This window comes from Citrobacter sp. RHBSTW-00887 (assembly GCF_013728095.1).
Lineage (GTDB): Bacteria > Pseudomonadota > Gammaproteobacteria > Enterobacterales > Enterobacteriaceae > Citrobacter > Citrobacter braakii.
In genome coordinates this window covers 4,924,083-4,941,831 of sequence record NZ_CP056267.1, presented here as the reverse complement: position 1 = coordinate 4,941,831, position 17,749 = coordinate 4,924,083, and the positions used below count along the sequence as shown (strand labels likewise).

Annotated in this window: 15 protein-coding genes and 2 pseudogenes; 11 read left to right on the top strand and 6 right to left on the bottom strand. The window is 50.5% G+C overall.

The window, feature by feature from the left end:
- Positions 1-34: 34 nt before the first annotated feature.
- On the bottom strand, positions 35-487 hold the full coding sequence (locus HV314_RS23570; RefSeq protein ID WP_016155439.1) for an acyltransferase: 453 nt from the start codon (positions 485-487) through the stop codon (positions 35-37).
- A 138-nt stretch (positions 488-625) separates the two neighbouring features.
- On the opposite strand from HV314_RS23570, the gene psiE reads away from it, so the two are divergent.
- On the top strand, positions 626-1,036 hold the full coding sequence (psiE, locus tag HV314_RS23565; protein WP_003031674.1) for a phosphate-starvation-inducible protein PsiE: 411 nt from the start codon (positions 626-628) through the stop codon (positions 1,034-1,036).
- Positions 1,037-1,081: 45 nt separating this feature from the next.
- Here the strand turns inward: psiE and HV314_RS23560 are convergent, their stop codons facing one another.
- The 4 genes from HV314_RS23560 to malE form a co-directional block, all read right to left on the bottom strand.
- Positions 1,082-1,372: a hypothetical protein gene (locus HV314_RS23560; RefSeq protein ID WP_181546826.1), complete on the bottom strand. Its 291-nt coding sequence runs from the start codon at positions 1,370-1,372 to the stop codon at positions 1,082-1,084.
- Positions 1,373-1,404: 32 nt separating this feature from the next.
- Complete coding sequence (gene malG / locus HV314_RS23555; RefSeq protein ID WP_016155340.1) at positions 1,405-2,295, bottom strand: maltose ABC transporter permease MalG; 891 nt, start codon at positions 2,293-2,295, stop codon at positions 1,405-1,407.
- Positions 2,296-2,309: 14 nt separating this feature from the next.
- Positions 2,310-3,854 (bottom strand): maltose ABC transporter permease MalF, encoded by a 1,545-nt coding sequence (malF, locus tag HV314_RS23550; protein WP_181546824.1) that lies wholly within the window; start codon positions 3,852-3,854, stop codon positions 2,310-2,312.
- 187 nt (positions 3,855-4,041) lie between these two features.
- A complete protein-coding gene (malE, locus tag HV314_RS23545) occupies positions 4,042-5,232 on the bottom strand; it encodes a maltose/maltodextrin ABC transporter substrate-binding protein MalE (protein ID WP_016155342.1) in 1,191 nt (396 codons plus the stop codon).
- A 359-nt stretch (positions 5,233-5,591) separates the two neighbouring features.
- On the opposite strand from malE, the gene malK reads away from it, so the two are divergent.
- From malK to HV314_RS23510, 7 genes and pseudogenes are all read left to right on the top strand, one after another.
- Positions 5,592-6,701, top strand: a complete 1,110-nt coding sequence (gene malK, locus HV314_RS23540) for a maltose/maltodextrin ABC transporter ATP-binding protein MalK (protein WP_016155343.1) — start codon at positions 5,592-5,594, stop codon at positions 6,699-6,701.
- A 176-nt stretch (positions 6,702-6,877) separates the two neighbouring features.
- Complete coding sequence (locus HV314_RS23535) at positions 6,878-8,221, top strand: maltoporin (protein ID WP_047357737.1); 1,344 nt, start codon at positions 6,878-6,880, stop codon at positions 8,219-8,221.
- A gap of 113 nt (positions 8,222-8,334) precedes the next feature.
- On the top strand, positions 8,335-9,282 hold the full coding sequence (gene malM / locus HV314_RS23530; protein ID WP_016155345.1) for a maltose operon protein MalM: 948 nt from the start codon (positions 8,335-8,337) through the stop codon (positions 9,280-9,282).
- Positions 9,283-9,462: 180 nt separating this feature from the next.
- Positions 9,463-9,960 carry a chorismate lyase gene (gene ubiC, locus HV314_RS23525; RefSeq protein ID WP_016155346.1) on the top strand — a complete coding sequence of 166 codons (498 nt, stop codon included), beginning with the start codon at positions 9,463-9,465 and terminating at the stop codon, positions 9,958-9,960.
- Positions 9,961-9,973: 13 nt separating this feature from the next.
- A complete protein-coding gene (gene ubiA, locus HV314_RS23520) occupies positions 9,974-10,846 on the top strand; it encodes a 4-hydroxybenzoate octaprenyltransferase (RefSeq protein WP_053389642.1) in 873 nt (290 codons plus the stop codon).
- Positions 10,847-11,406: 560 nt separating this feature from the next.
- A complete protein-coding gene (locus HV314_RS23515) occupies positions 11,407-11,967 on the top strand; it encodes a fimbrial-like protein (RefSeq protein WP_181546509.1) in 561 nt (186 codons plus the stop codon).
- A gap of 84 nt (positions 11,968-12,051) precedes the next feature.
- A pseudogene (locus tag HV314_RS23510) lies at positions 12,052-14,322 on the top strand (fimbria/pilus outer membrane usher protein); the annotation flags it as partial.
- 12 nt (positions 14,323-14,334) lie between these two features.
- On the opposite strand, the gene HV314_RS23505 reads toward HV314_RS23510, so the two are convergent.
- A protein-coding gene (locus HV314_RS23505; RefSeq protein WP_110129298.1) for an IS3-like element ISEc36 family transposase occupies positions 14,335-15,563 on the bottom strand; the annotation gives its coding sequence in 2 pieces (ribosomal slippage) (positions 14,335-15,248 and positions 15,248-15,563; 1,230 coding nt in all).
- 92 nt (positions 15,564-15,655) lie between these two features.
- Here HV314_RS23505 and HV314_RS23500 point away from each other — a divergent pair.
- From HV314_RS23500 to HV314_RS23490, 3 genes and pseudogenes are all read left to right on the top strand, one after another.
- Positions 15,656-15,919: pseudogene (locus tag HV314_RS23500) on the top strand (FimD/PapC C-terminal domain-containing protein); the annotation flags it as partial.
- Positions 15,920-15,934: 15 nt separating this feature from the next.
- Complete coding sequence (locus HV314_RS23495) at positions 15,935-16,672, top strand: fimbrial biogenesis chaperone (RefSeq protein ID WP_181548124.1); 738 nt, start codon at positions 15,935-15,937, stop codon at positions 16,670-16,672.
- Positions 16,672-17,715, top strand: coding sequence for a pilus assembly protein (locus HV314_RS23490; protein ID WP_181546822.1), 1,044 nt, complete (start codon positions 16,672-16,674; stop codon positions 17,713-17,715). Before HV314_RS23495 ends, HV314_RS23490 begins: the two co-directional genes overlap by 1 nt.
- Positions 17,716-17,749 lie beyond the last annotated feature (34 nt).

Sequence of the window (17,749 nt, the reverse complement as noted above, 5' to 3'; positions counted from 1 at the left end):
TAGATGGCCGGATGGGATCTGCGCTTATCCGGCTCTATAAACGACGTAATAATTTTGCCGGATTTCCCGCATACACGCCTTTCTCGGTGATCGATTTGGTCACCACGCTTCCCGCGCCGACGACCACGCCATCACAGATAGTGACCGCCAGAATGGTCGCTCCGCTGCCGATCGAGACATCGTCGCCAATCGTAATACGTCCCCAACTGTTGCGGTCGGCATTGGGTTTTCCTTCGCGAAACATATCGTTGGCGAACATCACGCCGTGACCGATAAAACAGCGAGCGCCGAGGGTGACATATTCGCAGATGAAGGTGTGCGACTGAATTTTGCTGTCTGCGCCAATCTGCGTATTACCCTGGATTTCAACAAATGGTCCGACAAAAACGTTGTCACCCAATGTGCAGTCGTAGAGATTTGCGGGTTCATAGATCACCACGTTCTCACCGCAGGTAACGTTGCGAACAGCGGATTGTCTTAGCTGCATAATTCATCCTGTGAAATGTGTCGTGACACTCATCATTCCCTGCTGACCTTTCTTGCACAAAATATAAACAAAAAATGTAGATCTCTGTCACATTTTTGCGTTATACAGGAACCTTGCCACTGAGTAAGAGGTGCTGTTATGACGTCGCTATCTCGTCCGCGCGTGGAGTTTATCTCCACTATTTTACAGACCGTGTTGAATCTGGGGTTGCTGAGTCTGGGCCTGATCCTGGTCGTATTCCTCGGGAAAGAAACGCTGCATCTGGCGGATGTGCTGTTCGCGCCGGAACAAACCAGCAAGTATGAACTGGTGGAAGGGCTGGTGGTTTACTTTCTCTACTTTGAATTTATCGCGCTGATTGTGAAGTACTTTCAGTCAGGTTTTCACTTTCCGCTGCGCTACTTTGTCTATATCGGGATCACTGCGATTGTGCGGCTGATCATTGTCGATCATAAAGCGCCGATGGATGTGCTGATCTATTCTGCGGCGATCCTGCTGCTGGTGATCACCCTGTGGCTGTGTAATTCCAAACGGCTGAAGCGAGAGTAAAAGACAACACGCCGCAATTGGGCTGCGGCGTGTTTTGGGTAAGAATTACTGCGCAGAGGCCGGCTGGGTTTTCTCCGCCGCGGGTTCCCACAGTTCTTCAAATTTATCCACCGTCATGATCGCTAATACGGTAAAGCTTAGGTTGATAACGCCTGCGCCAAACTCATTCTGTTTAATTTGTCGAGTTTCAGGCGAAAAATTGATTTGCAGTGATGGGGGGCACGAAAGGAAATAATCGTAAGCGTAATGCAAAATAACATAAAAAAAGGGCGCTCCGTAGAGCGCCGAATAACAGTCACAGGTTGGGATAACATAAGTTGAGGGTTGCAGTGGCATTGCCCGTTGCCGGGCAGTTACTTCGGTAAAACTTAACCTTTCACACCACCCGCCGTCAGTCCGTTGACCAGCCAGCGCTGTGCCAGCAGGAACACCAGAGTGATCGGAATGGCTGAAAGTACAGCTGCGGCGGCAAAGTCGCCCCACAAATAGTTCTGTGGATTGAGGTACTGCTGCATACCTACCGCAAGGGTATAGCTGTTCACATCACGCAGCAGCAGTGATGCGACCGGTACTTCGGTAATCGCGGCAATGAAAGACAGAATAAACACGACCGCCAGAATCGGAACGGAAAGCGGCAGCAACACCAGGCGGAATGCCTGCCATGGCGTTGCGCCATCCAGCGCGGCCGCTTCTTCCAGCGAACCGTCGATGGTTTCGAAATAGCCCTTAATCGTCCACACATGCAGCGCAATACCGCCGAGATAGGCGAAGATCACGCCACCGTGAGTGTTCAGACCAATAAACGGAATGTACTGGCCCAGGCGGTCAAACAAAGCATACAACGCGACCAGAGACAGCACCGCCGGGAACATCTGGAATATCAGCATCCCTTTCAGTAGGGTTGCTTTGCCCGGGAAGCGCATACGGGCAAAGGCGTAAGCGCAGGTGGTGGAAAGCGTCACGATACCGATCGCGGTAATGGTGGCTACTTTCACCGAGTTCCACAGCCATAACAGCACCGGGAACGGCGGCGGCGTCACGCGGCCATCCGCGTGTTCAACGCTAAAGCCCAGCGCCAGTTTCCAGTGTTCCCAGGAGATGTTTTCCGGGATCAGGCTGCCGGTGGCAAAGTTACCTTCACGCAGCGAGATAGCGATAACCATCAGCAGCGGGAACATGATCGCTGCAATGAAAATCAGCAGCAGCAAGTGCGTTGTTAAGAGACGCAGTTTCTGAGATTTGGGTTGTACCATAGCCATGTTCGTTGTCTCCCTTAATCAAACTTCATACGCGTGGCTTTCAGGTTCACGATGGCCAGCGCACCGACCAGCAGGAAGATCAGCGTGGCAATCGCCGCCGCCAGACCGAAGTCCTGACCACCGCCGCCTTCGAAGGCGATACGGTAGGTGTAGCTCACGAGCAGGTCGGTATAGCCTGCTGGCGTGGTGGTACCAAGACGGTCTGGACCACCGTTGGTCAACAGTTGAATCAGCACGAAGTTGTTAAAGTTAAAGGCGAAGCTGGCGATCATCAGCGGCGTCAGCGGCTTAATCAGCAGTGGCAACGTAATCTTAAAGAAGTTCTGGAACGGACCTGCACCATCCATCGCCGACGCTTCATACAGGTCGTCAGGGATCGCTTTAAGCAGACCCATGCACAGGATCATCATGTACGGGTAACCAAGCCAGGTGTTGACGATAATAATCATCGAACGCGCGGTGGTTGGGTCGCTGAACCAGGCCGGTTTGATGCCAAACAGTGCGCTCAGCATCATGTTGATTTCACCGAAGCTCTGGTTGAACAGCCCTTTGAAAATCAGAATCGAAATAAACGACGGTACGGCATACGGCAGAATCAGCAGGACACGGTAAATCGCTTTGCCTTTGAGAGACTCCCACTGTACGAGACAGGCTAGTACCATCCCCACGGCCACGGTGAGGATCACGGTCAGAACGGAGAAGACCACCGTCCAGACAAAGATGGCGAAGAACGGTTTCTGAATGCCTTCGTCGGTAAATACGCGGGTGAAGTTGTCCCAACCGATGGCAACGGTATAGCCTGGGCTGAGTTTTTCGTTACCCCAGCTACCGTCAGCGTTAATTGCCTGATAATAACCAATATCGTTGTTGGCGCGGTATTTTACGCCGCTTTGGCTGTTGGTAAGCGTGCCGTCATCAGCGAGCGTATAGAGTGGCTGCGTGCCGGAAAACTGGCGCAGTGAACTCATAATCACTTTGCTTTCATCTGGCAGGATGGCGGTGAGTTGGGTTAACGCCTGGCGATTTTGCGTGATGATACGCAGCGTCGCACGTTCGCCCGCTGGCAGCGCCTCGGCTTCTTTCAACTGCAGTTTCTGTTCGCCGCCAAATTTAAAGGCGTCGGAGAGATAATTCTTGCCAGTTTCACCGTCGGTGAGGGCCAGTTGCCACTCCGTACCCGCCGGATACAGGCCGAAGTTGTAGGTTTTCCCCGCCTGATAAGAACGGTCCATCAGGACTTCCTGAGCACGTTCAAAGGTCAGTTGGTTGGTGCTGCTGTAGTTGGTAAAGGCAATTGCGATAGTACAAATCAGCGGAAACAGGACAAACAGCCCCATCCCGGCAACGCCTGGGTAAACATAGCGCCAGGCGTAGGCTTTACGGTTAGCAAAAATATACAGGCCAGCAGAGCTTAAAATCAGCGTCATGATGGCAAACAGGTACTCCCCCTGAGCATACATCAAAACAACAAGGTAACCGACCAGCAGCCCAAGCAGACCCATCACTGACCATTTCAGCCGGTCGCTTTGCCACCAGTGTTTCTTTTTAATGACATCCATGGGGATCAATCCTCTTTACGCTTTATCCTTCGCACTACCTCTTTGTTGGCTGCGGAAGCTCACCCCAGTCACTTACTTATGTAAGCTCCTGGGGATTTGCCTCCTTGCCGCCTCGATGTAGCGCGAATGATTTCGCGTAACAACGTATTCAATAAACCTGATTCCCTAAGAAATAAGGGAAACCGTATTACTTGGTGATACGACCTTGTGCATCTTTCAGCGCGGCATCGACGGTCTGACGGCCGCTGGCAGCGTTGATCACTGCGGTACGAACGGCATACCAGAATGCGGACATCTGCGGGATGTTCGGCATGATCTCGCCTTTCTGGGCGTTATCCATGGTGGCCGCGATACGCGGGTCTTTCGCTAACTGATCCTGGAAGGATTTCAGCGCAACCGCGCCCAGCGGTTTGTCCTTATTCACTTCATCCAGACCCTGATCGGTCAGCAGGTAGTTTTCGAGGAACTCTTTTGCCAGTTCTTTGTTCGGGCTGGCAGCGTTGATACCTGCGCTCAGAACGCCCACGAACGGTTTGGACGGTTTACCCTTGAAGGTTGGCAGCAGGGCAACGCCGTAATTCACCTTGCTCTTATCGATGTTGGACCATGCCCACGGACCGTTGATGGTCATCGCGGTGTCACCTTTGTTAAAGGCCGCTTCGGCGATGGAGTAATCGGTATCCGCGTTCATGTGTTTGTTCTTGATCAGATCAACCAGGAAGGTCAGACCCGCTTTTGCGCCCGCGTTGTCCACGCCCACGTCTTTCACGTCGTACTTGCCGTTTTCAAACTTGAACGCGTAACCGCCGTCGGCGGCAATCAGCGGCCAGGTGAAGTACGGTTCTTGCAGGTTGAACATCAGCGCGGATTTCCCTTTCGCCTTCAGCTCTTTATCCAGCGCAGGAATTTCTTCCCAGGTTTTTGGCGGGTTCGGAACGAGGTCTTTGTTGTAAATCAGCGACAGCGCTTCAACCGCAATTGGGTAGGCAATCAGTTTGCCGTTATAGCGTACGGCATCCCAAGTGAACGGATAGAGTTTGTCCTGGAACGCTTTATCTGGGGTGATTTCAGCCAGCAGGCCAGACTGAGCGTAGCCGCCAAAACGGTCATGTGCCCAGAAGATGATGTCCGGGCCGTCGCCAGTCGCGGCAACCTGTGGGAACTTCTCTTCCAGTTTGTCCGGGTGCTCAATGGTGACTTTGATACCGGTGTCTTTCTCGAATTTTTTGCCCACTTCAGCGAGGCCGTTATAGCCTTTGTCGCCGTTAATCCAGATAACCAGCTTACCTTCTTCAATCTTGGCGAGAGCCGAGGCGGAAAACATCATCGTCGTTAATGCAGACAATGCGAGGATGCGTGCGCCAGTTTTGATTTTCATAGTTCCCATCCTGTTTGGTGATTTTGCAGAGGTGGCTTAACGGTTACTAGTTTCTTTATACGACAACCTCTTTCCATCCTCCTTACCCCTACGCCCCACCCGCTCTTTATGTGATCTGTGTTACATAAATGTGAGTATTGCGTACTGGCGCACATAAAAACCCACTGATTTTTGCAGGCTGCATCACGAAATTCCTCCGCGGCGTACGGCCCGGGTCTCAGACGCTGTTCTCTCATCCTCCCGCCTCCTCCCCCATAAAAAAGCCGGGGGTGGAGGATTCACGCAGTCAAGGGATCACGCATAGTCAGCCCATCATGAATGTTGCTGTCGATGACAGGTTGTAACGAAGGGAGAAGGGCATGGCGAGCGTACAGCTGCGAAATGTAACGAAAGCCTGGGGTGACGTGGTGGTATCGAAAGATATCAATCTCGACATTCACGAAGGGGAATTCGTGGTGTTTGTCGGACCGTCAGGCTGCGGTAAGTCGACCTTGCTGCGTATGATCGCCGGACTTGAAACCATCACCAGTGGCGACCTGTTTATCGGGGAGACCCGGATGAACGACATTCCCCCCGCCGAACGCGGCGTGGGCATGGTCTTTCAGTCCTACGCGTTGTATCCCCATTTATCCGTCGCAGAAAACATGTCGTTTGGCCTCAAACTGGCTGGCGCAAAAAAAGAGGTGATGAATCAGCGCGTGAATCAGGTCGCGGAAGTTCTGCAACTGGCGCACCTGCTGGAGCGTAAACCGAAAGCGCTTTCCGGCGGACAACGTCAGCGTGTGGCGATTGGCCGAACGCTGGTTGCCGAGCCACGCGTATTCCTGCTGGATGAACCGCTGTCGAACCTCGACGCCGCTCTGCGCGTGCAAATGCGTATTGAAATCTCCCGCCTGCATAAACGTCTTGGCCGCACGATGATTTACGTCACCCACGATCAGGTCGAAGCGATGACGCTGGCCGACAAAATTGTGGTGCTGGATGCCGGTCGCGTAGCGCAGGTCGGCAAACCGCTGGAGCTATACCACTATCCAGCTGACCGCTTTGTGGCGGGCTTTATTGGTTCGCCGAAGATGAACTTCCTGCCGGTGAAAGTCACCGGGACGGCCATCGATCAGGTGCAGGTTGAACTGCCCAACCGCCAGCAAATATGGCTACCAGTGGACAGCCATGCGGTACAGGTTGGTGCCAACATGTCTTTAGGTATCCGCCCGGAACATCTGCTGCCCAGCGATATCGCCGATGTCACCCTCGAAGGTGAAGTGCAGGTGGTCGAGCAGCTTGGTCACGAAACTCAAATTCATATCCAGATCCCCGCCATCCGTCAAAACCTGGTTTACCGCCAGAACGACGTGGTGTTGGTAGAAGAGGGTGCCACATTCGCTATCGGCCTGCCGCCAGAGCGTTGCCATCTGTTCCGTGAGGATGGCACTGCATGTCGTCGGTTGCATCAAGAGCCGGGCGTTTAAGGTCCCCATAAAAAACGAAACGCAAAGCCATTCGAAGCTACATCGAGGCGGCAAGTAAATGAATCCCCGGGAGTGTACAAAGAGTACGCGACTGGGGTGAAAGAACGCAGCCAACAAAGAGGCAGCCCGAAGGGGGACGCGTTTAAAGAAAAGCAATGATCTCAGGAGATAGAACGATGATTACTCTGCGCAAACTCCCTCTGGCGGTTGCTGTAGCAGCAGGCATTATGTCTGTTCAGGCAATGGCTGTAGATTTCCACGGTTACGCTCGTTCCGGTATTGGCTGGACAGGGAGTGGCGGTGAACAACAGTGTTTCCAGGCAACCGGTGCACAAAGTAAATACCGTCTCGGTAACGAATGTGAAACCTATGCGGAAATCAAATTAGGTCAGGAAGTGTGGAAAGAAGGCGATAAGAGCTTCTACTTCGACACCAACGTTGCTTACTCCGTCGCACAGCAGAATGACTGGGAAGGCACAGACCCGGCATTCCGTGAAGCAAACGTGCAGGGTAAAAACCTGATCGAATGGCTGCCAGGCTCCACTATCTGGGCCGGTAAGCGCTTCTACCAGCGTCATGACGTACACATGATCGACTTCTACTACTGGGATATTTCAGGTCCTGGCGCCGGTATTGAAAACATCGATCTGGGCTTCGGTAAACTGTCTTTGGCAGCGAGCCGTTCACAGGAAGCGGGTGGTTCATACGCTTTCAGCAGCCAGAATATCTATGATCGTACCAAAGACACCGCGAACGATGTCTTTGACGTTCGTTTAGCGCAGTTGGCAACTAACCCGGATGGGATGTTGGAACTGGGCGTTGACTATGGTCGCGCAAATACCACCGATGATTACAGGCTGGCGGACGGCGCATCTAAAGATGGTTGGATGTTCACCGCTGAACATACCCAGAGCATGCTCAAGGGCTACAACAAGTTTGTCGTTCAGTACGCCACAGATTCCATGACCACCCAGGGCAAAGGCCTGAACCAGGGTTCTTATGGTTCTTCTACCGGTGTTGATAACAACGGTAACAACGTTGCCAATAACGTTATTAATAACAACGGTAGCCTGTTCCGCGTGCTGGACCACGGTGCAATCTCCCTTGGCGACAAGTGGGACCTGATGTACGTCGGTATGTACCAGAACCTCGACATGGATAACGACCTGGGGACCGAATGGTACACCGTCGGTATTCGCCCGATGTATAAATGGACGCCAATCATGAGCACCCTGCTGGAAGTCGGTTACGACAACGTCAAATCTCAGCAGACCAGCGATCGCAACAGCCAGTACAAAATCACCCTGGCCCAACAATGGCAGGCGGGTGACAGCATCTGGTCTCGTCCGGCAATCCGCGTCTTCGCAACCTATGCAAAATGGGATGAAGAGTGGGGTTACATCAAAAATGGTAACGACGTAACCAAATTCGCAGCTGCAACGAACTCTGGCCTCAGCACAACCAGCCGTGGCGACAGCGATGAGTGGTCCTTCGGTGCCCAGATGGAAATCTGGTGGTAATTCAGCACTAACCTGACGTAAAGACCGAAAGAGGGGCGCAAGCCCCTCTTGATTACGGTTTAGCGCGCTATTGCCTGGCCACCGCTGAACCCATGCTATCTGAGGTGATAACAATGAAAATGAAGAAAAGTCTCGTTGCCCTTTGTTTATCTGCAGGGTTATTTGCCAGCGCACCTGGCATCAGCCTGGCCGATGTGAATATTGTTCCGCAGAACACCACCGCGGCCCCATCTATTCCCACTGCGGCGCTGCAGCAGTTAACCTGGACGCCTGTTGATCAATCCAAAACCCAGTCTTCGCCGCTTGCGACAGCGGGTCAGCGTCTGGATGTCGCCGGTATTACTGGCCCGGTCGCTGCGTATAGCGTCCCGGCGAATATTGGCGAGCTCACTCTGACGCTGTCCAGTGAAGTGAATAAACAAACCAGCGTATTTGCGCCAAACGTATTAATTCTTGACCAAAACATGACGCCATCTGCGTTCTTCCCCAGCAGCTATTTTACCTACCAGGAGCCCGGCGTGATGAGTGCCGATCGTCTGGAAGGGGTAATGCGTCTGACGCCAGCGCTGGGTCAGCAAAAACTCTATGTTTTGGTCTTTACCACTGATAAAGATCTCCAGCAGACCACAACCCTGCTTGACCCGGCAAAAGCCTATGCCAAGGGCGTAGGTAACGCTATTCCGGATATTCCAGACCCGATCGCCCGTCATACGACCGACGGTTTACTGAAACTGAAAGTCAAAACCAGCTCCTCCTCCAGTGTTCTGGTCGGGCCGCTGTTTGGCTCATCCGGCCCTGGTCCTGTCACGGTGGGCAATACCGCCGCGCCTGCGGTGACCTATGCGGCTCCGGCAGCAGCCGTTGCTGCTCCAGCGCCACAACCGGTGAAGAAAAGTGAGCCGATGCTGAACGACACGGAAAGTTATTTTAACCAGGGCATTAAGGATGCCGTTGCGAAAGGCGATGTCGATAAAGCGCTGAAGCTGCTTGATGAAGCTGAGCGTCTGGGATCCAAATCTGCCCGATCCACCTTTATCAGCAGTGTAAAAGGCAAGGGGTAAACATCGCCCCGCATTGTTGATTTTGCAACAACTGGTGCGTCTCCTGGCGCACCTTTTTTTATCCTTCGGTGCTAATTGTTACACTTATGTTGCTCTGGCGATCACTTAATTGTGTTTGCTCACCCCGTAATGCATTTTCTGCGATACAATGCCTTCAAGTTATAAATCGGAGAGTAAGGCATGCCACACCCTGCGTTAACGCAACTGCGTGCGCTGCGTTATTTTGATGCGATCCCGGCGCTGGACGCCCAACTGCTCGACTGGTTGTTACTGGAAGATTCCATGACTAAACGTTTTGAGCAGCAGGGAAAACAGGTCACCGTAACGTTGATTCGCGAAGCATTCGTTGGGCAAAATGAGGTGCCTGAAGAGCTGCCGTTGCTGCCTAAAGAGTCCCGTTATTGGTTACGTGAGATCCTGTTATGCGCGGATGGTGAACCCTGGCTTGCCGGGCGGACCGTGGTGCCTGAATCAACCTTGTGCGGCCCTGAGCTGGCCTTGCAAAATCTGGGGAAAACCCCGCTCGGACGTTACCTGTTTACATCATCGACATTGACTCGAGATTTTATTGAGATTGGCCGCGATGCAGCGCTGTGGGGGCGCCGTTCCCGCCTGCGGCTGAGCGGTAAGCCGCTGATGCTTACCGAGCTTTTTCTACCTGCATCGCCGTTGTACTGAGAGGAAGATAAAGATGGAGTGGAGTCTGACGCAGAATAAGCTGCTGGCATTTCACCGCTTGATGCGTACGGATAAGCCAATCGGTGCCTTACTGCTGCTCTGGCCTACGCTGTGGGCATTGTGGGTGGCAACCCCAGGCATGCCGCAATTGTGGATCCTGGCGGTTTTTGTCGCTGGCGTTTGGTTAATGCGCGCCGCCGGCTGCGTGGTGAATGATTATGCCGACAGGAAATTTGACGGACACGTTAAACGCACCGCAAATCGACCGTTGCCGAGCGGGGCCGTTACTGAAAAAGAGGCCCGAACGCTGTTCGTCGTATTGGTACTGCTGGCCTTCCTGCTGGTTTTAACGCTCAACACGATGACCATTTTGTTGTCCGTTGCGGCGTTAGCGCTGGCGTGGGTTTACCCGTTCATGAAACGCTATACGCACCTGCCGCAGGTGGTGCTGGGGGCGGCGTTTGGCTGGTCGATCCCGATGGCGTTCGCCGCCGTGAGCGAGTCCGTACCGCTGAGCTGCTGGCTGATGTTCCTCGCCAATATTCTCTGGGCGGTGGCCTACGACACCCAATATGCGATGGTTGACCGCGATGATGACCTGAAGATCGGCATTAAATCGACCGCGATTCTGTTCGGTCAAAACGACAAGCTGATCATTGGTATCCTGCAGGTGGGCGTACTGGTGCTGATGGCGCTGGTGGGTTGGCTAAACGGGCTGGGACTGGGTTATTACTGGTCTCTACTGGTGGCTGGCGCGCTGTTTGTATATCAGCAGAAACTGATCGTCAATCGCGAGCGTGATGCCTGTTTTAAAGCGTTTATGAACAATAACTACGTCGGTTTGGTGCTGTTCTTAGGGCTGGCGATGAGCTACTGGCAGCCTTAATTGCTTGTACTCATCATCATTTATGCTGCAAAAGCAGCGAAGAAGAGCCAACGTTGTAAAGAGATCTTGGCTCTTCTTTGCTTCTAATGATACCTTTCTCGTGATAGCTATCTTTTACTCACTATAAAACGTCATTTTTTGTCAATCAGCTTTACAGAGCTGAAATTTATTATTCATTAAATTTATATATTATTTAAATGTTTTATGATTATACATATCATTAATTTATTTAATTTTGATAAATAAATCAATAATCCGTTTTTTCAATGAGTTTGCATGTGATGAAAAACGGTGTTTATCACTATACTTTAAGAATTTGTTTATGTTTCTGTTTGTTTCATTTTGTGTGTGTATGTATGTAGGTTGACTGAATTCTTTATTAAATTTATCTAATTTAATAAAGTAAATCCTTAATGGTACATTTTTATCTGTAATAAGGACTAGAGAGAAATATTACACTCAAATAGTTTTATTCATTCTTATCTAAGAATCACCTCTAATGATATTAAATTATCAGTTGGAGGGTGACTAGGTATTATTATTGTAAAGGATTATATAAAATGTTCAAAAAAACACTATTAGCTGTAATCGCTGCTTCTGCTTTTTCTGGCGCTGTTTTCAATGCCTCTGCTGCTGACCAGGGCCACGGGAAAATTACGTTCCAGGGCATCGTTATTACCGCGCCTTGCTCTATCGTTCCAGGCGATGAAGATCAGACAATTAATCTGGGCCAGGTCGCTGATAAAGTCCTGAATGGCGATAGCAAATCAAGACCGGTTGACGTCAATATCCGTCTGCAAGATTGTATTCTGACGACGGGGGGCACAACTATCGATAAAGTAAAAGTGACTTTCTCATCTGCTAATGCGGATAGCAGCACTAACCTGCTGAAAAACACTGAAGACGGTCTCTACGGCTCAGCGACAGGCGTGGGCGTTCGTCTCCTGACCCAGAGTGGTGCAAACGTAGTAATGGGCACTGAACAGCTCGTGAATCTGGTTGCGGACAACTCTAATCAGGTTCTGACTTTCAAAGCCCGTATGGAAGCTGTGGCAACGCCGGGTGCTGTAACCCCGGGTAACGTTAAATCCGACGTCAATTACGTTCTGGCTTACAACTAATCGCTTCGCGATTGATTATTCTGTAGTCAAAGTCGGTGAGGGAATCACCGACTTTTCAATGTTTTATTAAAAGAAACGAATTTTATGGAAAATAAAAAAAAGGTCGCTTTAAGCAAATTATTTGTTTTAATAAAACAGTCTCTGTACCCGGTGATCATCACTGCGGCAACACTTACACCTGCCTGGGCGGTTCAGTTCAATACTGGTATGCTCGATCTTGAAGATAAAGAAAATATTGACCTCAGCCAATTTGAAAAAAAAGGATTTATTCCGGCGGGGCAATATATTGCCAATGTTGATATCAATAAAAGACGCTTCCCGAATACATGGTCATTTGAGTGGATCAAAGCCGATAACGAAAGTGGTTCGCTTCTTTGTCTGACCAATGAAGACTTAACAGCGTTTGGTTTCGCGGATGAATTCATCCAGCAGTTGCACCCCATCAACCCACAGGGGTGTTTAGATGTCGTCAACAAACCTGAACTTGTCGTCAGGCTGGACAAAGCCGATATGGTCGTCACCCTTATTGCGCCCCAGGCGTGGATGAAATATCAGGCCAAAAACTGGACGCCACCGGAGTTTTGGGATGATGGTATTGCCGGACTCATACTGGATTACAACGTGTATGCCAGTCAGTATGATCCTGATGAGGGTGATAAGAGCCAGAGTCTCAGCTCCTATGGCACGCTGGGTTTTAACCTTGGCGCATGGCGTTTGCGCTCGGATTATCAGTACGACAAATCGTACGTAGATGGCCATTCAACCAGCAGCAATAGCGGAATGGATCGTACCTATCTGTTTCGTCCCATTCCCTCTATTGCCTCGAAACTGACTCTGGGTCAGTACGATCTGAATTCAGATTTATACGATACGTTCCATTTTACCGGTGCGTCGCTGGAAAGTGACGACAATATGCTGCCGCCTGACTTGCAGGGATACGCGCCGCAAATTACCGGTATTGCGCAGACTAACGCTAAAATTACCGTCACCCAGAACGGACGAATGGTTTACCAAACGACGGTTTCCCCTGGGCCGTTTAATATCACGGATATCGGTGATACTTTCCAGGGGCAGCTTGATGTGACCGTGGAAGAAGAGGATGGACGCAAAAATACCTTCCAGGTCGGCGCATCTTCAATCCCTTTCCTGACCCGTAAAGGTCAGGTACGTTACAAAGCTTCAACCGGTAAACCTACCTCTGTGGGTCATACCGATGTAAATAACCCCATGTTCTGGACCGGCGAATTTTCCTGGGGATGGGCGGGGAATACCTCACTTTATGGCGGGGCGTTACTGACAGCTGACGACTACCAGGCCGCCACCGCAGGTATGGGTTTTAACCTGAACAGCTTTGGATCTCTCTCATTTGATGTGACGCGGGCGCAGGCAAATTTGCGCACCGGGAATAAGAAGGATGACGAGAAACAGCGTGGCTATAGCTACCGAATGAACTATGCCAAACGGTTTGAATCGACTGGCAGTCAAGTGACGTTTGCAGGCTATCGTTTCTCCGACAAAGAATACGTTACCATGAGTGAATACCTCACGGCACGAAGCGGTGACAACTCGAATTACAACGAGAAAGAGAGCTATGTCCTTTCTTTTAACCAGTATATTGATGCGTTAGCGGTTAATACCTATCTCAACCTGTCACGAAATACGTATTGGGATGAGTCTGCCAGCACTAACTATACGCTGTCTGTTAGCCGAAATTTTGATATTGGCAGCTTCAGGGGGATCTCCTCCTCAATGTCGATCGGTCGTTCGGAATGGGATGGCACAGAACAAACGCAATATTATCTGACGTTCTCAGTTCCGCTGGAGCAAAACAAAAGACTTTCCTGGAGTATGCAGAAAAATGGTAGCGGCGGTATGTCCCATACGGCTTCTTACTATGACTCTTCCGACCTCAACAATTCATGGAACATTTCGGCAGCGGGCGACGAAAGTGATTTCCGCAAGGCAGAGCCGACCCTCCGTGCGGGCTACCAGCACTACTCGCCTTATGGACGTTTAAACGTAAACGGCAGCGTTCAGCCCAACGCTTATAACTCCATTATGGCGGGCTGGAACGGATCGTTCACTTCTACGCGTCATGGAATGGCGCTTCATGATAACAGCAACGGCAATAATGCCCGCATGATGGTCGACAGCGATGGTATTAGCGGTGTTCCGTTGAGTGATAAACGCACGGTGACCAACATGATGGGTATTGCTGTTACCAACTCGGTCAGTAATTACATGACTTCCTCTGTTCGTGTGGACAGCGATAAATTACCGGATGGCGTAGATATCAATAATTCAGTCATTAGCACGACGCTCACCGAAGGGGCAATTGGCTATGCGAAGCTGAATGTGGATTGGCCCCTATATTTCCATACACTTTTTATCACTTAACCCATGACTGGTTCGTCGCCGCAGATATTCCCGTGGCGAACGATACCCCAGTGCACTATGCGGATGCCATTCGTTGTAATGTTCGAAGGCCTCCGCAAGGTTCTTTACCGCTGTTAACCCGTCGGGTTTCGGCATGATGCTGATGTAATCGCGCTTCATCGTTTTCACGAAGCTCTCTGCCATCCCGTTGCTTTCCGGGCTACGTACCGCCGTATGTTTAGGCTCCAGTCCTACCATTCTGGCGAACTGACGCGTCTGATAAGAACGGTAGGCTGAACCGTTGTCTGTCAGCCACTCAACTGGGGATGTCGGCAGGCTGTTACCGAAGCGACGCTCCACGGCACCCAGCATGACGTCCTGCACGGTTTCACTGTCATATCCACCGTTACTGGCCGCCCAGTAAAGTGCCTCGCGATCGCAACAGTCCAGAGCGAACGTGACCCGCAGTTTTTCACCGTTATCACAGCTGAACTCGAAGCCGTCAGAGCACCACCGCTGGTTACTTTCTCCAACGGCCACTTTCCCTGTATGCGCCCGCTTCGATGGCGGTATTTCCGGTTTACGCTCAAGCAGCAGCGCATTCTGACGCATGATGCGGTATACGCGTTTGGCATTGATCACCGCCATGTCGTCAGTTTCTGATTGTCTGCGCAGCAGTGCCCATACCCGACGATAACCATAGGTGGGCAGATCGCCGATAACGGTATGGATACGGGCCAGCGCGTCAGTATCATCAGGCTTGCGCTTGCACCGACGATCCTGCCAGTCCTTCGACCGACGGGCCATGGCATGCAGTTGCGCACGTGAGACCCGGAGGCAACGACTGACAAGGCTTATTCGCCATCCTCCGGCAACAAGGGCACGTGCGCTATCCACTTTTTTTGTCGGCCATATTCAACGGCTTCTTTTAGCAGCTCGTTTTCCATGGTTTTCTTGCCCAACAGGCGCTGCAGCTCTTTAATTTGCTTCATCGCAGATGCCAGCTCCGACGCGGGCACAACCTGTTCTCCTGCGGCAACGGCTGTAAGGCTGCCTTCCTGATACTGCTTACGCCACAGGAACAGCTGACTGGCAGCAACGCCATGCTGACGGGCGACCAGCGACACGGTCATTCCGGGCTCAAAACTCTGCTGAACAATGGCGATTTTTTCCTGAACACTTCGCCGTCTGCGCTTCTCTGGACCTAAAACATCAATCATTCGGACTCCAACGACTAGTCTAAAAACTAGTATTAAGACTATCACTAACTTAAGTGATACCAACTGTCTGGAGATTCAGGGGGCCAGTCTAGAATGCAACAAAAGGTAATCAGATATTCGGTGTTATCAGACAGGAAGATGGCCGCTATCCACCGCTGGGCGTGACCATCGTGGATATTACCAGCGGTAAAGATGTCGGTCTGGTTGCTGATGAGGGTTATGCCTATCTCAGTGGGCTTCAGGAAGACAGTAAATTACGTCTTCAGTGGGGAGATAATACCTGTGAAATCACGCCTCCAGACGAAAGTAATACTGGCGGTCAGGTACTAATTTTACCGTGTAAAAAAGTAAATTAATTCAGGATGAATAAAATGAAACCCACATACATTGTTAAAGGACTAATCGGTTTATTAAGCGTTTGCTCTGTTGCAAATGCCGCGGTCTCTCCGGACAGAACGCGCATTATCTTTAATGAGACGGATAAAAGCGTCTCTATCAGATTAACCAACCAGAGCAAAGCCTTGCCTTATTTGGCTCAGTCGTGGGTTGAAGATAAAGACAGTAAAAAAACGCGGCAGTTTATCTCACCTTTGCCGCCTCTGCTGCGTATTGAAGCCAATGAACAAAGCCAGGTGCGTCTGATGGGGCAACCCGCGTTGAAGCAACTCCCGGCAGACAGAGAATCCCTCTTTTACTACAACATACGAGAAATTCCGCCGCGTACAGAACAACAAAACGTCATGCAAATGGCCATGCAGAGTCGGCTGAAATTATTCTGGCGTCCCAAAGCTATCGTTCTGAAAGAGGGGCAGGCGGTACCCATGGAAAAGGTGGACGTCTCGCGCACGGTATCGGGAATTACCGTTAAAAATGGCACGCCTTACCACATGACCATCGGTTATATCGGTGTTGATGGTAAAACGCTTTTGCCGGGAACAAAGAGTTTTATGGTTAGTCCTTTTGATCAGGCCACTTCAGAGATCAAAAATCTGCCAGCTAAATTCCAGATTGGTTATATCGGTGACTATGGCGGTTTAAACATGTTTAGCGTGAGCTGTACAACGGTGCAACCTGTTTGTCATAGCGAACCCGTGCAGAGGGGGAAATAATGAAAACGATGATTAAGCTGTTTTGTGCATTGCTTTTCCTTGCCTCATCGTCATCATGGGCGGTTGATTGCTATCAGGGGCAACATGGCGGAAATACATCTGTCATGGTTTCGTTGCCGACATTTAGTGTGCCTTCAAATGCAATACTGGGTAGTAAAATATGGGAAAGTTCGGACATCAACGTCACCGTGTATTGTGATAATGCAGTGGAGTACCAAACTTGGAACCCAACGGAAGAACTGTACGCGTGGGTTAAATTATCAGCGAAAAATGACACCAGCGTCTTAAATAATGATTATTTTATCTTTGGCGTAACCTATAACGGTGTGGATTACGATGGAATTGATGTACAGGTTCCAACCGGTGCTTGTCTGGATAAAAGCGATGTCAGCTACGGTAATCATTACTGGTATGATCCGGTGTGTAATGGTGTCACATTACAGGAAAATACTACTTTTCCCGCTCGCTTTCGTTTATATGTGAAGCTAAAAGCCTTTCCTGTTGACCCTGATGCTGTCTATAGCTTCGGCACTATTAACGTGTTGCAGTTTGATGGTGAAGGCGGTGCGAATTTAATGTCCGATGCGAAAAACTTTAATTACAACATTACTGGGCTGGAGAACGTTCGTTTCCTTGATTGTAGTGTCGATATCAAAGTTTTCCCGGAAAGCCAAATCGTCAATTTTGGGGCATTTACAATGGGTGATACTACTGTGGTCGAAAGGCCATTTTCGGTTTCAACGATCAGGGATGCGACCGCAGAATGCTCACAATCGTTTGATGTTACCCTAAGTTTTAATACTGACGATCTCTATGACCTGAGCCACGCGGATATGGGCAATGGTTTATTAATGCAAATAAGAGATGAAACGGATGCAGTAGACCTTGAGATGAATCGCTATTATGAATTTGCGGCCTACAATCCAAATGATGCAAGTACGGTGACCCATAACTATAAAGCGAAGCTAACGAAAAATCCGCAGAGAGAGGTTGAATTCGGTCCTTTCAGCAAGGATTTGATCCTCAAGCTCAACTATGAGTAGCCAGAGCTAAAAAAGCGGGCCACATTATGTGGCC

Excerpts from the sequence above, each read along its gene's own strand:
- HV314_RS23570 (WP_016155439.1), bottom strand. The coding sequence starts at position 487 with ATGCAGCTAAGACAATCCGCTGTTCGCAACGTTACCTGCGGTGAGAAC.
- HV314_RS23495 (WP_181548124.1), top strand. The coding sequence starts at position 15,935 with ATGAAACCCACATACATTGTTAAAGGACTAATCGGTTTATTAAGCGTT.
- malF (WP_181546824.1), bottom strand. The coding sequence starts at position 3,854 with ATGGATGTCATTAAAAAGAAACACTGGTGGCAAAGCGACCGGCTGAAA.
- HV314_RS23515 (WP_181546509.1), top strand. The coding sequence starts at position 11,407 with ATGTTCAAAAAAACACTATTAGCTGTAATCGCTGCTTCTGCTTTTTCT.
- HV314_RS23560 (WP_181546826.1), bottom strand. The coding sequence starts at position 1,372 with ATGCCACTGCAACCCTCAACTTATGTTATCCCAACCTGTGACTGTTAT.
- HV314_RS23490 (WP_181546822.1), top strand. The coding sequence starts at position 16,672 with ATGAAAACGATGATTAAGCTGTTTTGTGCATTGCTTTTCCTTGCCTCA.
- malE (WP_016155342.1), bottom strand. The coding sequence starts at position 5,232 with ATGAAAATCAAAACTGGCGCACGCATCCTCGCATTGTCTGCATTAACG.
- HV314_RS23535 (WP_047357737.1), top strand. The coding sequence starts at position 6,878 with ATGATTACTCTGCGCAAACTCCCTCTGGCGGTTGCTGTAGCAGCAGGC.
- malG (WP_016155340.1), bottom strand. The coding sequence starts at position 2,295 with ATGGCTATGGTACAACCCAAATCTCAGAAACTGCGTCTCTTAACAACG.
- psiE (WP_003031674.1), top strand. The coding sequence starts at position 626 with ATGACGTCGCTATCTCGTCCGCGCGTGGAGTTTATCTCCACTATTTTA.
- ubiA (WP_053389642.1), top strand. The coding sequence starts at position 9,974 with ATGGAGTGGAGTCTGACGCAGAATAAGCTGCTGGCATTTCACCGCTTG.
- malM (WP_016155345.1), top strand. The coding sequence starts at position 8,335 with ATGAAAATGAAGAAAAGTCTCGTTGCCCTTTGTTTATCTGCAGGGTTA.
- ubiC (WP_016155346.1), top strand. The coding sequence starts at position 9,463 with ATGCCACACCCTGCGTTAACGCAACTGCGTGCGCTGCGTTATTTTGAT.
- malK (WP_016155343.1), top strand. The coding sequence starts at position 5,592 with ATGGCGAGCGTACAGCTGCGAAATGTAACGAAAGCCTGGGGTGACGTG.